Below are 15,781 nucleotides of genomic sequence, written 5' to 3'. Positions count from 1 at the left end.
AGACCAGGTACCGACAACCTAGGTCGAAGGTTGACCCGTGCCAAGTCATTCTGCGGCAGCGGTGGCTAGCTTCGATGGGCTTTTTTGCCGCGCAGACGCTGTAATATGCCTTTGAACCACCTGCTACTCTTGGTTTTACGCCGAACGGAGCGGCGAGCCTTGGTTGCTTTCGTCGTGCGGGTATGCGCTGGCGCTGCGTGGGCCGCTGTAGCCGACGCTGCTGCCGCCGCCGCTACTGGCATTGCTGCGGCTGGTACTTTGGCCGCCGTGAGAGCACCCATGTTATCAAGCACTTGCAAGCTGAGGCGCCGGTTCAGGGCCCGGCCTACAGGGCCAGCATTGGAAGCCACAAAATGCTGGGCACCATAGCCTTCTGCTTGCAGGCGGTTGGGGTCGACTCCTAGCTTTACAAGCGCCTGCATAGCCGTGGCCGCCCGGCTCTGGCTTAGTAGCAGGTTTTTCTGCGGGTCGCCGATGCTGTCGGTGTAGCCGCCTAGCTTGATGCGCGCTTGCGGGAAGGCTTTTAGGATGCTGGCCAGGTTTTGCAGCTGCTGCTGCGACTCGGCCGTGAGCGTGGCTTGCCCCGGCGTGAAATACACCCGGTCCACGTTGATCCAGCCGGAAGCTAGGCTCTGGCCGTCAAAGCGTTGGCTGGGGTCCGTGAGCAGGCGATAGAGCCGGTATTCGGTTGAGTTGGTGCCTACGCGCTGCTTGCTGCCATCGGGCAGCGTGAGCACCAGCGGCTGCCCAATGGTGTAGATGTAGGTGTCGGTGCTCGGGTCGTAGTGACCCGCCGGCACGGCCGTGGCGAGTGGCTCCGAAACAGGCGCATTCGGGTCGTTGTAGCTGGCTGCCACTACGTTCGCGGCCTCCAGCGGGGCCTCGGCGGGGGGAGCACTGGCAAGCGCAGTAGTCGGTTCCGACTGATTCAGGTAGGAACTGGCCAGGTACCCCACACCGAGCACGAGCACCACCAACAACGCCAACTGCCAGCGCCGCCGTTTCGTGAGCCAATTGCCGCGCCGACTAGGGGTGAAGGTGATACCGCCGCCCACTTTTTCCCAAGTGCCGGCTCCGGCCACCGTAAACCGGTGCAGCACATCTTTCTCCGGTGAGCTAGGTTTTGGTGCCGAAGCAGGCTTGGTACGCGGCGTAGGCGATAGGGGAGGGGGCACAAAATTACCGGCCTGCGCGGGCGGCAGCACCGGCACCACGCTTTGCTGCTGGCGTAGCCACCGGCTGAGGCGGGTTGCATCGAGCTGATGATCAGCGGCATACTTACCGAACGTGCCCAGCACCGTTGCCACGGCTACTTCCATCAGCAGGGCAAAGGACGCTTCGGATAAATCAGCCCCTGCACGCAGCGGCGAGATGATGCCCATGTAGGTGTCGCCCAACAGATCCTGCATCAGCCGCCCGCCGCGGCCCTCGAACGCCGCCGGCGTGTGCAGCTGGTTCAGAAAGCTAGCTTCGTGTGCGTGCCGGGTTAGGTTCCACAGCACCTCGACGCCAGTTGGCCGGGCCACCCAATTTTGTAAGCTGTTAATTACCAGCGGAACTACCCGATCGAGCGCCTGCCGGATAACGGACGGGCTCGGGCCGAGTGTGGCACTCAGGCGCTGAAGCAGCTCCTCCGTAAAGCAAGCGCTGATTGATTCAAGTATCGTTCCTTCCTCGCGCATGATGTTCTTCCAAATGACTTTTGCTCGCAGTCGGGACTTGTACGAAAAGATGATAACAAATAGCTAGGTTCCCAGTCGGCAGCAGGCGGGCCAACGCGCCAGCCAAGAACGCTCTTCTTCAAAAATACAGTATAGCTGTGACCTAAACCTAGGTCGATACGCATCACTTTTCTGCCGATAAGTTCTATTATTACAGCCTGACCTCACCAAAATCCTACCTCAACTATGAAGCTTTCTACATCAGTGCTGCTGGTTCTGGGCCTTGTGCTTGCCGGGCTGAGTGCTCCTTTGCGCGGCTTCGGCGCAGCACCGAAACGCGACTTTTACCAGCTCAAGATCTATCACCTGCAAAACCAGGAGCAGGAGCAGCGCCTCGACACGTATTTGCAGCAGGCCTACCTGCCGGCTTTGCATCGGGCGGGCATTGGTAAAGTAGGCGTTTTTAAACCCATTGCCAGCCCCGACGCCAGCGCACCGACCCCCGCCGAACAGCTGGTTTTCGTCTTTATTCCGTGCAGCTCCGCCGAGCAGTACCTGAAGCTGGAAGCTGATTTAGAGAAAGATAAGCAATACCAAACCAGCGGACAAGACTACCTGAATGCGGCCTTCGACAAGCCCGTGTACAGTCGCATTGAAGCCGTATCAATGCTGGCTTTTACGGGAATGCCTGGCTTTCATATGCCGGCCTTGAAGTCGGGCCCGGCAGAGCGCGTGTACGAGCTGCGCAACTACGAAGGCGCCACTGAAAAGCTGCACCAGAACAAAGTAGCGCAGTTCAATAATGGCGAAATCGGCATCTTCAAGCGTCTGAATTTCAATACGGTTTTCTGCGGCCAAGTCGTGTCAGGCAGCAAAATGCCCAACCTGATGTACCTGTCAGCCTTCGAGAACAAAGCCGACCAGGAAGCGCACTGGAAAGCCTTCGGCGCCGACCCCGAGTGGGTGAAGATGAAGGCCATGCCCGAGTACGCGCACAACATGCTGCGCATGGATGTATATCTTCTGCACCCAGCCTCTTACTCGGATATCTAGGTATTGTAGCTGGAACATGTAGCGCGAAGCTCTGCTTCGCGCTACATGTTCCAGCTACAATACTATCAAGCAAAGTTGTACTCAGGCCGCCACTTTTCGATAGTGTGATTGTAGATAGCCTGATTCGCCATATGCACGGTGCAAGCAGCCCGAGCCCCGGTAAGTACGTTGGAATCAGGTACTTTTTTCTGCATAACAGCCTGGTAGAACTCACTTAGCGCGTACCAGGAGCCATCTTTCAGGGGTTCCGCGCCGGTCGTGATAGGTAGGCCACCGTTCTTGTCCCAGGTGATTTTGGTGGCGCCGGTTACGCCATCTACGGTGCCGTATTGCTTCAGCGTATCCTTTTCCGGGTAGTACACGCCCTCGTCTACGAGCAGCGAAATCGTGCCTTTCGTGCCTTTCAGCTTGAACAGGTAGCCGTCGCGGGCGTTGCCGCAGGTCGCGCCGAAGTTGCCCACCATGCCCTCGTTAGCGTAGCGTACCATCACCTGCACGTTGTCGTAGGTTTCGCGGCCATCTTTGTAGAAATCGATGCCGCCGGTACCAAACACTTCGTCGGCGTGCGTTTCAAAAGCCCAGTTAATGAAGTCAATTTGGTGCGAAAGCAGCTCGGCGGCCAGCCCACCCGAGTACTCACGGTACATGCGCCAGTTGATTTTGCGCTCCAAGCTAGGTTCCGGCACGGGCCGCCGCCAACTGCCGTTCCGGTCCCAGCGACAGTCGATCTGCGTTACCTTACCTAGGTAGCCCTGCTTGATCATCTCCTTAACGCGATAATAAAGAGGCGAGTAGCGGTACTGATGACCCACTTGCAGCGTCTGGTTTGGGCGCTGCTGCACCAGCTGCACCAGCTCCAGCGCCTGCGGAATGTTGTAGGTCATGGTTTTCTCCAGGTACACCTGCTTGCCGGCCAGTAGCGCATCTTTTGCCACCTGAAAGTGCATATTCAGCGGCACGGAGATAATAACGGCGTCCACGGCCTTGTTCTCCAGCAGGGCGCGGTAGTCGGTGTAAGTCTTGGCTTTGCCGGTGCCACCGATTTTCTGAGCGTCGCGCAGGCGGAACGGCAGCTCGTCGCAAAGCCCCGTTACCTCAAACTTGTCGGTCAGGTCCTGCAGAATCTTCAGCAGGCCCGTGCCCCGGTCGCCGCAGCCAATAACCGCAATTCGCAGCTTGCCAGCTGCTAGTGGAGCGCCAAAGGCGTCCAGTAAGCCGTTGTTCAGGAGCAGGCTACCCGTCAAGAGCCCCGTTTTCTTGAGAAAATCTCGTCTTGGAAATTCCATCATTCGTGAAAGATTAGCTTTTGAAATTCTTGCGTACATGTATCGGCAACAGCACCATCGGGGCGCTGATAAATCAGGTAAGCCTGCAAGTCGCGGTGCCGACCTAGGAAGGCCAGGGCATTCGTCAGGCTCATGCCCATCAGCGCGTTGTCGTAAGCATCCGCCGTAAAAGCGTCGGGTGCTACGACTGTCGCGCTAATCATATTATTTTGAAAGGTGTACCCTGTTTTGGGGTTAATGAGATGCGCACTTTTCACGGCGCCCCACTGCTTGAATTTCCGGTAGTTGCCGGAAGTCGTAACGCCGCCTGCTTTCAGTTGAATAATCTGCTGCATGCCCGCGCCGGGCAAGTCGTTGGCTTCGGGCCGCTCGATACCAATGCGCATCGGATCGCCACCGGGCCACTTGCGGCCTCGCACCCGGATTTCACCCCCTAGCTCCACCAGGTAGTCGCGGATATGCTTATCCTCGAGCAGCTTAGCCAGCACATCGACTGTATAGCCCTGGGCGATGCCGTTCAGGTCGAGGTGCACGCCTGGCCGGTCCTTCACCAGTGAGTCGCCTCGCAGATGAAGCTTATCGGAGCCGACCTGCGGCAGAATCGCCTGGATGGCAGCAGGCGAAGGCGGCGTTGCAACCTTTTGATTGCCAAAGCCCCATGCTTGCACTAAGGGCTCAACGGTAGCATCGAAGAGCCCGTCGGTAGCCTGGTACACCTCCAGCGCCTTGCGCACCACTACCCGCAGGTGACGATCGGCCACCACACCGTGCGGCGAACGGTTGAACTGATTGATGAGTGAGGTGGGAACGTAGAGAGACAGGGAAGCATCAATCTCAGCTAGCTTCCGGGCTATATCATCGGGGGTAACGGTGCTGTCGGGGGCGTAGTACGTAATGCTGTAGGTAGTGCCTTGGCCATAACCGTTGAGGTAGAACGCGCGCAAGGGCACCCGCTCAGGCGGAGAGAACCACAATCCAATAAGCACCAACAGCAAGCGTATCAATGGATTACGGGAGGAAATGATTTGTGTGGTTCAAAGAAATCAACCTGGATTTTAAAAGCTAGGTTTGAGAGCAGCATACCCCTAATCAAGAATTTTAATTTCATTGCGCCTTCCTGCTTTCGGGTGGTAGTGTTTACTTAAAGTGCAGTTTGAGTTCCTGATGAGTCAATTCTTTACTGGAATAATTATAGTGATGAGGATTGTCCCTCCTCTTTCTGCGTTTGCCACAGCTTGCTTTTAAGGATATTGTTCGCTTTTAATAACCAGGACCTAGGTTCTGAGCAGGAGGGTACAGAAGAGTGAATTTTGCAGATAGGGCTAGTATGAGATGAAATTGTAGCATCGAACCAAAAGCAGCTTATTCATCAGGTTCTGATCTTATCTATTTGGCTGTTAGAAAAGGCTGAACGTTTCGTTTTCTGCCTGTTTACCTAAGCTTGTTATAGTTCTGCTCAATCATTGACCTGTTCTTTTAATTATTTTGCAAACGTTAGCACAAACGTTTGCAAAGTCAAACTAAAATATACCTTTGAGCTAACATCTCTGCTCTATCTTACCCAGACTTTCTGTAGAAAGACGCACTGGCTGTAGACCTAAGTAGATCACCTTCTTGGAGTTAAGTGGCACCTTGAAAAGATAGGCTACGCAAGTGGCCATTGGCATTGCTCTCTTTTTCCCCCACCAATTCATTCCTGCTCACATGATGGTACTCTACTCTGGTCACTTACGGCAAGTGACCTTTCTACTTTTACTATTGCTGGCCCTAAGCTCAAGAGTTTGGGCGCAGCAAACCACCGATATCAGCGGCCGGGTGCTTGATGAGAAAGGCGGCGGCCTGCCCGGCGTCACGATTCAGGTGAAAGGTACTACAGCCGGTACCAGCAGCGACGGCGAAGGCCGCTATACGGTGAAAGTGCCTGCCGGTGGTACTACGCTGGTGTTTTCCTCCATCGGCATGGCGGCGCAGACAGTAACCATTGGCAACCGTCGGCAGATCAACGTGACCCTGAAAGAGGATGTGCACGCGCTGTCCGACGTGGTGGTGGTGGGCTACGGCACGCAAAAGAAAAGTCAGACCACCGGCGCAATTTCCTCGGTTACTTCCAAAGAAATTGCCGAACAGCCACTTACCAACGCACGACAAGCTTTGCAGGGCCGCGCAGCTGGTGTCGATGTTATTCAATCGGGGAGTGAGCCGGGCGGCAGCGTAACGGTTCGGATTCGTGGTCGTCGCTCCATCAACGCGTCTAACGACCCGCTGTATGTAATAGACGGTATTCCGGTCGCCGGCGGCATCGACGACATCAATCCGCAGGATATTGCCTCGCTGGAAGTGCTGAAAGATGCCTCAGCTACTGGTATTTACGGTTCGCGCGGTGCAAACGGTGTGGTCCTCGTGACGACGAAGCGCGGCAAAGCCGGCAAAACTGTAGTAAGCTATGATGCCTACGGCGGCTTCTCGAAAGCCCTGGGCCGGGTAGACGTGATGAACGGCTCTGAGTTTGCCGAATACAAGCGGGAAGCCTACCGCGCCGCCGGCATCTACGACGACAACGACCCGACTGCCTCCGATCAGAAACTCTTCTCAGCCATTGAGTTAGATGGCATTGCGCAGGGCCGCAGCACCGACTATCCATCCATGCTGCTGCGCACGGGCTCCATTCAGAGCCACCAGGTGGGCGTGCAGGGTGGTAGCGAAAAAACGCAGTTTGCCATCTCCGGCAACTACTTCCAGGAGAAAGGGATTCTGAGGCGCACCGACTTCACGCGCTACACGTTCCGCGTCAACCTCGACCACCAGATCAGCGACCATATCCGGGTGGGCACGTCTACGTTTGGGGTGTATAGTGTTAATAATGGGGCCGATAGCCCGATCAACAATCCTAGCTTCGACGGTTTCCCGAACCCGAACTACACCGCCCGCGGCTTTCACCCTTTTGGTGGCTCCCTGTCGGAAAACCCGCTGGGCAAGCCGTATGATGATCAGGGTAACCTGATTTTCCTGCCAACACCTGACGGGCTGCGCTCCAACCCAGCGGCGGAAGTGGTGCCGGGTGCGCATATTGCGGAAACCAAAACCGTCCGCATTTTCAACAGCGTCTACGGCGAGTGGAAGATTGTCGACGGCCTGAAATACCGCGTCAACTTTGGCCCAGACTTCACCAATCAGCGTTTCGGGCGCTTCACGGGCACCTTCACCAATGCCCGCCGCTTGGGTGCCCCAACGGGCCGCGTCGAGAATGGTCAGCGCTTCAACTACACGGTCGAGAACATCTTAACCTATAATAAGAAGTTCAACGGGGTGCACAACCTAGGTTTTACTGGCTTGCATTCCATTCAGCGCGACAATTACGAAACGTCCTTTATTGATGTAAATGCCGTGTCGGCCGAGTCGCAGGGGTTCTATAACCTAGGTCAGGCCGGCTCCTTCAACGCACCCGGTACCGACCTGCAAACCTGGACGTTGCAGTCGTTTATGGGTCGCGTCAACTACGACTTCAAGGAGAAATACCTGCTCACGCTCACGGGCCGCTACGACGGTTCCTCGCGTTTTGGCTCTAACAACAAGTATGGCTTCTTCCCTTCGGTGGCCGTGGGCTGGAATGTGGGTGATGAGACTTTCTTTAAGGGCCTTACCTGGCTCGATCAGTTGAAGATCCGCGGTAGCTACGGCTCAATTGGCAACACCGGTATTTCTCCTTACCAAACGCAGAGCTTGCTGGCGCGCACGAGCTATGCCTTTGGCACAGCACCGGGCTACGGCTATCGGGTGGGCACGCTGGGAAATAACGACCTGAAGTGGGAAACCACCAGTACCGGCAACATCGGTGTAGATTTCAGTCTGTGGAAAGGCCGCGTTTCTGGTTCGGTAGAAGCGTATCAGGCTGACACGCGTAACCTACTGCTTTACAACCAACTGCCAATTTCCAACGGTTTTGATCGGGTGCTGCAAAACGTAGGGCACACCCGCAACCGCGGCGTGGAAGTAACGCTGACTACCGTGAACGTGACCTCGGCTAATGGCTTCACGTGGTCGACTGACTTGCAGTACACCCGCAACCGGGAAGCCATTATCGAGCTGTTCAACGGCAAATCAGATGACGTTGGCAACCAGCGCTTTATCGGGCAGCCGCTACAAGTGTATTACAACTATGAGAAAATCGGGATCTGGCAGCTAGGCGAGGAAGATGCGGCCAAAGCGTACGGCCAGAAAGTCGGGCAGATCAAGATCAAAGACCAGAACGGCGACGGGAAAATTGATGCCGTCAACGACCGGATCATCCTAGGTTCAACGATACCAGACTGGTCGGGAGGTATCACCAACCGCTTCGCTTTCAAAGGGTTTGATCTGTCTTTCTTCATCTACGCCCGCATCGGCAACATGATCCGCAGTGATTTCCACATTGCTACGAACCACTTGGCCGGTCGCTACAACAACCTAGACGTCAACTACTGGACGCCTAGCAACCCCACCAACGAGTTTCCGCGTCCTAATAAGGACCAGGAAGATCCGGTGTACGGCACGACCTTGCAGTACTTCGACGGCTCGTTTGTGAAGGTGCGCAACATCAACTTCGGCTACAACTTCTCGCCCGGCCTTGCCCAAGCTCTTAAGCTCTCAGGCCTACGCCTTTACACGAGCATCCAGCAGCCCTTCATCTTCGCCACATTCCGCTCGAAGTACAAAGGCATTGATCCGGAAACCTCGGACGTGGTGAATGGCGACCAGATTCCGTCAACGCGCCTGATTACATTTGGCATCAACGCAAAATTGTAAGGCCAGAACCTAGGTTTTTCAACAGCATCGACGATATGAAGACTTTGAAATACAGCAAACTAACGCTGGCCGCCACGCTGCTCATCCTGGCTACTTCCTCGTGCAAAGATCTGCTGGACGAGAAGGTTGTCTCGCAGGTGGGCGCCGACTACATTACAACTTCCGCCGGCTTTGAGGCGGGTGTGAAAGCCGTTTACTCCTCCCTGCGCGATTTTTACGGGCGCGAAAACGGCATGGACGTGACAGTATTTGGCACCGATACCTATACGTTTGGGTCGGATGGGAGCTACAAGTATATGAACCAGTATACCACGCAGTTGGATAGTCGCACACAGCCTATTGTCGACATCTGGAATGCGTTTTACGTGGGTATCAACACGGCCAATGCCGTGATTGACCAAGCGCCGAACGTGGCGGGCCTCGACGAAGCCACCAAGAAGCGCCGGGTGGCGGAAGTGAAGTTTCTGCGGGCGCACCACTACTTTGTGCTGGTGCAACTCTACGGCGCCGTGCCGTTGGTGCTGAACCAGATCAAAGTCGCAACGAAAGAGTCGAGCCGCACGCCGGTGAAAGAGGTATACGCCGCCATCGTGCAGGACCTGGAATCGGCTTTACCCGACTTGACGGCTACCACTACGGAGTACGGCCGCGTAACCAAAGGCGCGTGCGAACACTTGCTGGCTAGGGTGTACCTCACGAAAGCCACCTCCGAAGCCGCCGCTGCCGACGACTACAACAAAGCCGCGACGTACGCTCAGAATGTCATCAAGAACTACACGTATCGGTTGTTGCCTGATTACGCCAGCGTGTTTCAGCAGGGCGCGGGCGAAATCAACGACGAAGTAATTTTCGCCACGCAGTACACGTCCGATCCTACTACCAACGGCGTCGGCAACGAGACGCACCTGTACTACGTGATGGAATATGACACGCAGGCCGGCATGAAGCGTGATGTGACCATCGGTCGGCCGTTCCGGCGCTTCCGGCCCACCACGTACATGCTGGAAACGGTGTTTGCCATTCCGCAACGCGTGAACGACTCGCGCTACCAGAAGAGCTACCGGACGGTATATTACTGCAATAATCCCGGTACGTTCACCAACGTGTTCGACACGTCCAAAAAGTCGGTGACGCTCAAAGTTGGCGACACGGCTATCTACCTGCCCGGCTATGAAATGCCGCTGGAGCAGCGGGCCAAAAAGCCCTACCAGGTGCTGGTGCCTAGCTTATACCGACCTAACTTGTTTCCGACGCTGACCAAGTTTCTGGATCCCCTCCGGCCCGATTTGCAGTACCAGCCCGGCAGCCGCGACTTCCTGATGTTCCGCTTGGGTGAGACATATCTGATTGCCGCCGAGGCACTACTGAAAAGCGGCAAATCCGCTGATGCTCTAACCTATATCAACACGCTTCGGCGACGGGCGGCTTTCCCCGGCAAAGAAACGGCCATGCAGATCACCGCTGCTCAGTTGACGATGGATTTCATCATGGAAGAGCGGGAGCGAGAACTGCAAGGCGAGATGTTCCGCTGGTTTGACCTCAAGCGCTGGGGCGTGCTCATTGAGCGTGTAAAAAAATATAACCCCGATGCACAGGCGATTACGGCTGGTAAACACGAGCTACGCCCGATTCCGCAGGACCAGATAGACCGGACAGCAGGCGGCATATCCGCCTTCCCGCAAAACCCTGGTTATTAACCTTCTGCTACTCCGTCGTCATGGCCCGTTCAGCACGACGGAGTAGCATTTTTTACCAACCCAATTTCCCCTAAACCACTTGAAACCACGTGTATACTTAGGTGCCAGCCTGTTGGCAGCGCTGGCTTTCGGCCAACCTAGCCTAGCCTTGGCACAAGCCAACGACGGCTGGCAGAACCTGTTCGACGGCAAAACCCTGAACGGCTGGAAGCGCGTCGCCGGCACCGCCGATTACAAAGTAGAGAACGGCAACATCGTCGGGACCACCGTGATGAACTCCGGCAACACGTTCTTAGTCACCGAGAAAGAGTACGGCGACTTTCAGCTAGAGCTGGACTTTATGCTGGAAAGCAACGTCAGCAACTCCGGCGTGCAGACGCGCAGCCATTTCAACACGCCTGGCTTCGAGAACCGAGTGTATGGCCGACAGATCGAGTTCGATCCATCAGAGCGGGCTTGGTCGGGGGGCGTGTACGACGAGGCGCGTCGACAGTGGCTTTACCCGCTCGACCTGAACCCCAAAGCTAAATCGCTCTTCAAGCTAGGTCAGTACAACCATCTCAGGATTGAGTGCATCGGCAACGAGACGAAAACGTGGCTCAACGGCACGCCCGTGGCCTACGTGGTCGACCCGGTGGACCCAAGCGGTTTTATTGGCTTGCAGGTGCATGCCGTCACAACGGAGGATCAGGCAGGCAAGAAGGTCTTTTTCAAAAATATCAAGATCAAAACCACAGGGCTGAAACCTAGCCCTTTCCCGACGGATATCTACGTCGTCAACTTCGTGCCCAACTACTTGACGCCTTATGAGAAGCAACACGGCTGGAAGCTGCTGTTCGACGGCAAAACGGCCCAGGGTTGGCGTAGCGCGAAGGGACCAAAGTTCCCCGGCTCGGGTTGGAGAACAAGCGACGGTACCCTGACCGTCCTCTCCTCAGAAGGCAAGGAATCGGCCAATGGCGGCGACATTGTGACGAATGACGAGTACAAGGCCTTCGATCTGTCCTTTGAGTTTAAGCTCACGCCCGGCGCAAATAGTGGAGTGAAATACTTTGTCACGCTGAAGGAGAAGTCAGACGCCTCCGCCATCGGGCTGGAGTATCAGGTGCTCGACGACGAGTTGCATCCTGACGCCAAGCTAGGTCGTGATGGCAACCGCACCCTAGCTTCCTTGTACGATCTGAAGAAAGCCGACAAAAACCCGCGCTTTATTCATAAAATAGGGGAGTGGAACGTCGGCCGCGTGGTGGTTTACCCCGACAACCGCGTCGAACACTATCTGAACGGATCTAAAGTGCTTGAGTATCAGCGCGGATCCAAGGACTTCAAGGATCTGGTTGCCATCAGCAAATACAAGGTGTGGCCTAACTTCGGCGAAGCACCCAGTGGTCATATTCTGCTTCAGGATCATGGCAATGAAGTTTCCTTCCGCAGCATCAAGATCAAAGAACTGAAGTGATGCCACCGGTGGTGCTAAGACCGCTGAGCCATAGTGCCATCCCAGATCAGACAACTTTCCAGAACGCTAACTTTTTAGAATTTCTTTCCATGTCAAACGAATCTAACCCACGTCGTAATTTCATCAAGCAGGCTGCCCTAGCTAGCGCTGGCGTTATGTTCTCGCAAGTTGCTTGGTCGGCTAGCAGCTATAAGCGCATTATTGGCGCCAACGACCGGGTACGGGTTGGCGTTGTTGGCTTCTCCGACCGCCATCGTGCTACGCACATTCCGTGCTTCATGAACCACTACAAGGAGTTAAACTTCGATGTGGTGGGTGTTTCCGATATCTGGAAAATGCGTCGAGAGGAAGGAGCAGCAACCTGGAAGTCGAAGATGGGCCACGACGTAGTGGCCTACCGCAACAACGAGGAGATGTACGACAAGAAAGCCGTGGATGCCGTGTTCATCAGCACCGCTGATTTTCAGCACGCTTTGCACGCCATCGAAGCTGTGAAAGCCGGCTGTGATGTGTACTGTGAAAAGCCGTTTGCCGAAACCATGGAAGACAACCGCGCCGCGCTGAAAGCCATTAAAGCTTCCAAGCAGATCGTGCAGATAGGTTCGCAGCGCCGCAGCGGCTCAAACTACCATGCAGCTGAATCCTTCATCAAGTCGGGTAAATTTGGTCCTATCACGATGGTAGAGCTGACCTGGAACGTAAACCAGCCCGGCCGGTGGCGCCGCCCCGATGTAGTGCCACTGCTGAAAGAAGAAGACACCGACTGGAAGCGCTACCTGATGAACCGGCCCAAGGAAGCCTTCGATGCCCGCAAGTACCTAGAGTTCCGCTTGTTCTGGCCTTATTCCTCGGGGCTGCCCGGCCAATGGATGTCGCACCAGATTGATACCGTGCACTGGTTTAGTGGCCTACAACATCCGCGCAGCGTGGTGGCCAATGGTGGCATTTACATGTGGAAAGACGGCCGTCGCAACTGGGACACCATCACGGCAGTATTCGATTACGGCCCTACCAATGACCTGTCTAATGGCTTCCAAGTAACATTCAGCTCGCGTATGCACAACGGCGACGAACATCCCGCCGAAATCTACTACTCCAACGGTGGCGAGCTAAATCTCAACACCAACACCGTTTCGCCCAAAGGTGGAATGATCCAGAAAGCGGCTGATGCCATGAAGATGAAAGCCAATCTGCTGCCGGAAATGAGCTTATCGGAAGTTGAGCCAGTCATTGCATCAGCTAATACGGGGGGTGATAAGCTCACCTCCAACCACGTTCGCAACTGGATGGAGTGCGTGCGCAGCCGCAAGACCCCTAATGCGCCCGTTGAGGCAGGCTATAGCCACTCCATTGCTACCATCATGGCCAACGCCGCCGTGCACACAGGCCAGAAGGCCACCTTCGATGAAAAGACCCAGGAAGTGATGGTTGGTGGGAAAGCCTTTATTGCTTAATTAGTTAAATCGACGCACGATGCTAAAACTAGCCTTGCCCTGTGGAAGCGCACTGTTGCTGACCCTAGGTTGTTTTTCGGCCGCCAATGCCCAGAAGGCAGAAATGGTCCGGGTTGTGAAGGATGCGAAAGCGAAGAAGATTGACGTGTACGTTGGCAAACAAGTGTTTACCACGTTCATGTACCCCGATACACTGGAAAAACCCGTTTTATATCCATTACGCGCCGCCAACGGTACGGTCGTTACCCGCGGCTTTCCCGTCAGCCCCAAGCCCGGCGACCCTACCGACCACCCGCACCACCTAGGTTTGTGGCTCAACTTCGAGAACGTGAACGGTCTGGATTTTTGGAATAACTCCTACGCCATTCCGCAAGAGAAAAAAGGCTCTTACGGCTGGATCAAGACCGATAAAATCCTGACAACCACCAGTGGCCCGACTGGCACCCTGGCTTACCACGCCAACTGGACCAATCAGAAAAACGAGGTGCTACTGGAGGAAACTACTCGCTTCGAGTTTAGCGGCACGGAGCGCGAGCGGACCATCGACCGCGTCACAACGCTGAAAGCCGTGATGGATGTAGTGACATTCACCGATGCCAAAGACGGCCTGCTAGGTTTGCGCCTAGCCCACGAGCTGCAAATTCCTTCCGATAAGGATGAGAAGTTCACCGACAGCAAAGGCATTGTCACGGTGGTAAAAGCTGGAACGGACAAAGTCCCGAACGGTAATTACCTGACCAGCGCCGGCAAGCGCGGCAACGAGGCGTGGAGTACGCGGGCTGCTTGGTGCAAGGTCTACGGCAAAATGGGCAAAGATTCGGTGAGCATCACCATCATCGACCACCCGAAGAACGTGAACTATCCCACCTTCTGGCACGCTCGCGGCTATGGTTTGTTTGCCGCTAACCCTCTAGGCGAGAAGATTTTCACCAACGATAAGTCAGCCAAAAACCTACAGCTGAAAAAAGGAGAGTCAGTTACGTTCCGCTACCGCGTTCTTATCGATGAAGGCGGCAAAACCTTATCGCCAAAGCAGCTAAACGATGCTGCCGCAGACTTTGCGAAGAAGAGCGTAGCTACTGCCAAGTAACGAAGGGAGCTATCAGGTAAAAGCGTGCAGGATTCTGCATAAGTAGCTAGTTCACAATCAAATAGTGTGATAAGCCGCTGGAAGTATCTTGGGTTTATCATACTATTTGATTGAACGCTCCTGTCGTCGGAGCAACATAAACGCTTATCCTGTTGTATAATGAAGGTACTGTTGCTGTTTATCACCATGAGCATCCTAGGTACGCCGCACCTAGCTTTCAGCCAATCGAAAGGCGACCTTCGTCTCACGTTAAACCACGCAGCCATATGCGTACGTGACCTCAAGAAGAGCACAGATTTCTATCGTACTGTATTAGGACTGGAAGAGCTACCTAATCCCTTCCAGGATGGTATTCATACGTGGTTCAAGATCGGGCCTGCCCTTCAACTGCACATTATCCAGCGTGACTGCAACCCTGTACCAAACAAGAATACCCACTTATGCTTCAGTGTCGCGTCACTCACCGCATTCACAAACCATTTGGAAAAAGCGAAGGTAGACTACACCAATTTAAAAGGCGATGGTAAAGATACTACATTAAGAATAGATGGTGTGAAACAGATCTATCTTCAAGATCCTGATGGCTATTGGATCGAGATCAATGACGCTAAGTAGAAACTAACTGTGCGCTAATGTATCTGACGAGAACAGCAGCTTTTAAAATACGGAGCGAGGCAACACTTGAGTAACGAGTTGTATCATACAATAGAGCTTCCTGAACACCTTAATTATAGATAGCTAAGGTTAACACGATATCTGTTTAGTTACTTATACCCAACTAACAACGTTACTCGATACACATACTTTGCTCTTGTATAAGCCTTAGTCTACCTAAACAGAGTTCTTGGCTATGTAAACTAACTAGATCTTCCTAGCCGTTTGCCTATTAACTGCACACAACATCCTACGCTTAAAAAAAACAGGGGGTAGGTATTGCGAATATGAAAAGGCTTTGTACTTTTGCAGCCCCCTTCAGCCGGAAGGGCGCACGAGTTACCGAGTTAAGAAAAATATTTTTGCTCTCTGCTTGTTTTTAGAAAAGAAGCTGCTATCTTTGCACTCCCAAAACGAACCAAGGCTTCAATCGGAAGCTAATTAGAGTAGCCGCGGGAACAAAAGTGTGCCTTGCTACAGTTTCGCAACGGGTGCTGCTGAGCAGGCAAAGAGGTAGTGAATACATGGGCTAGCGTGCTAGCCCCACGTTCATCTGATTGGGATGAGCAGACGTTCTTTGAGTGATTGGAAAAGACAAATTGGTAAGGTGCTGTGCCTGCTTCGGCGGTACAGCGCACATAGCGT

10 protein-coding genes are annotated in these 15,781 nt (G+C 54.4%); 7 read left to right on the top strand and 3 right to left on the bottom strand.

Annotation, left to right across the window (positions count from 1 at the left end; all coding sequences use genetic code 11):
- Positions 1-65: 65 nt before the first annotated feature.
- The gene (locus IEX74_RS16025; protein WP_188815037.1) at positions 66-1,682 is read right to left on the bottom strand and encodes an OmpA family protein; all 1,617 of its coding nucleotides are present in this window, start codon (positions 1,680-1,682) and stop codon (positions 66-68) included.
- A 225-nt stretch (positions 1,683-1,907) separates the two neighbouring features.
- Between IEX74_RS16025 and IEX74_RS16020 the strand changes: the two genes are divergently transcribed.
- Complete coding sequence (locus IEX74_RS16020; protein WP_188815036.1) at positions 1,908-2,714, top strand: NIPSNAP family protein; 807 nt, start codon at positions 1,908-1,910, stop codon at positions 2,712-2,714.
- Positions 2,715-2,779: 65 nt separating this feature from the next.
- Here IEX74_RS16020 and IEX74_RS16015 read toward each other — a convergent pair whose 3' ends face one another.
- Positions 2,780-4,003: a Gfo/Idh/MocA family protein gene (locus IEX74_RS16015; protein WP_229755329.1), complete on the bottom strand. Its 1,224-nt coding sequence runs from the start codon at positions 4,001-4,003 to the stop codon at positions 2,780-2,782.
- Positions 4,000-5,004: an FAD:protein FMN transferase gene (locus tag IEX74_RS16010; RefSeq protein ID WP_229755328.1), complete on the bottom strand. Its 1,005-nt coding sequence runs from the start codon at positions 5,002-5,004 to the stop codon at positions 4,000-4,002. The genes IEX74_RS16015 and IEX74_RS16010 overlap by 4 nt, the downstream gene beginning before the upstream one ends.
- Positions 5,005-5,704: 700 nt before the next feature.
- On the opposite strand from IEX74_RS16010, the gene IEX74_RS16005 reads away from it, so the two are divergent.
- The 6 genes from IEX74_RS16005 to IEX74_RS15980 all read left to right on the top strand — a co-directional run bounded on the left by IEX74_RS16005 (position 5,705) and on the right by IEX74_RS15980 (position 15,097).
- Positions 5,705-8,782 carry a SusC/RagA family TonB-linked outer membrane protein gene (locus IEX74_RS16005; RefSeq protein ID WP_229755327.1) on the top strand — a complete coding sequence of 1,026 codons (3,078 nt, stop codon included), beginning with the start codon at positions 5,705-5,707 and terminating at the stop codon, positions 8,780-8,782.
- A 35-nt stretch (positions 8,783-8,817) separates the two neighbouring features.
- Positions 8,818-10,479: a RagB/SusD family nutrient uptake outer membrane protein gene (locus tag IEX74_RS16000; protein ID WP_188815035.1), complete on the top strand. Its 1,662-nt coding sequence runs from the start codon at positions 8,818-8,820 to the stop codon at positions 10,477-10,479.
- 79 nt (positions 10,480-10,558) lie between these two features.
- On the top strand, positions 10,559-11,938 hold the full coding sequence (locus IEX74_RS15995) for a 3-keto-disaccharide hydrolase (RefSeq protein ID WP_188815034.1): 1,380 nt from the start codon (positions 10,559-10,561) through the stop codon (positions 11,936-11,938).
- An 89-nt stretch (positions 11,939-12,027) separates the two neighbouring features.
- Entirely contained in the window at positions 12,028-13,392 is a 1,365-nt protein-coding gene (locus IEX74_RS15990; protein ID WP_188815033.1) for a Gfo/Idh/MocA family protein, read from the top strand.
- A gap of 19 nt (positions 13,393-13,411) precedes the next feature.
- On the top strand, positions 13,412-14,482 hold the full coding sequence (locus IEX74_RS15985) for a DUF6807 domain-containing protein (protein ID WP_188815032.1): 1,071 nt from the start codon (positions 13,412-13,414) through the stop codon (positions 14,480-14,482).
- A gap of 159 nt (positions 14,483-14,641) precedes the next feature.
- Positions 14,642-15,097 carry a VOC family protein gene (locus IEX74_RS15980; protein ID WP_188815031.1) on the top strand — a complete coding sequence of 152 codons (456 nt, stop codon included), beginning with the start codon at positions 14,642-14,644 and terminating at the stop codon, positions 15,095-15,097.
- Positions 15,098-15,781: the final 684 nt, after the last annotated feature.

It is taken from the genome of Hymenobacter cavernae (assembly GCF_014641455.1).
Taxonomy (GTDB): Bacteria; Bacteroidota; Bacteroidia; order Cytophagales; family Hymenobacteraceae; genus Hymenobacter; species Hymenobacter cavernae.
This window is presented reverse-complemented; position numbering and strand designations above follow the sequence as displayed.

Coding starts and splice junctions, on each gene's coding strand:
- IEX74_RS16025 (WP_188815037.1), bottom strand. CDS start 1,682: ATGCGCGAGGAAGGAACGATACTTGAATCAATCAGCGCTTGCTTTACG.
- IEX74_RS16020 (WP_188815036.1), top strand. CDS start 1,908: ATGAAGCTTTCTACATCAGTGCTGCTGGTTCTGGGCCTTGTGCTTGCC.
- IEX74_RS16015 (WP_229755329.1), bottom strand. CDS start 4,003: ATGATGGAATTTCCAAGACGAGATTTTCTCAAGAAAACGGGGCTCTTG.
- IEX74_RS16005 (WP_229755327.1), top strand. CDS start 5,705: ATGATGGTACTCTACTCTGGTCACTTACGGCAAGTGACCTTTCTACTT.
- IEX74_RS16000 (WP_188815035.1), top strand. CDS start 8,818: ATGAAGACTTTGAAATACAGCAAACTAACGCTGGCCGCCACGCTGCTC.
- IEX74_RS15990 (WP_188815033.1), top strand. CDS start 12,028: ATGTCAAACGAATCTAACCCACGTCGTAATTTCATCAAGCAGGCTGCC.
- IEX74_RS15985 (WP_188815032.1), top strand. CDS start 13,412: ATGCTAAAACTAGCCTTGCCCTGTGGAAGCGCACTGTTGCTGACCCTA.
- IEX74_RS15980 (WP_188815031.1), top strand. CDS start 14,642: ATGAAGGTACTGTTGCTGTTTATCACCATGAGCATCCTAGGTACGCCG.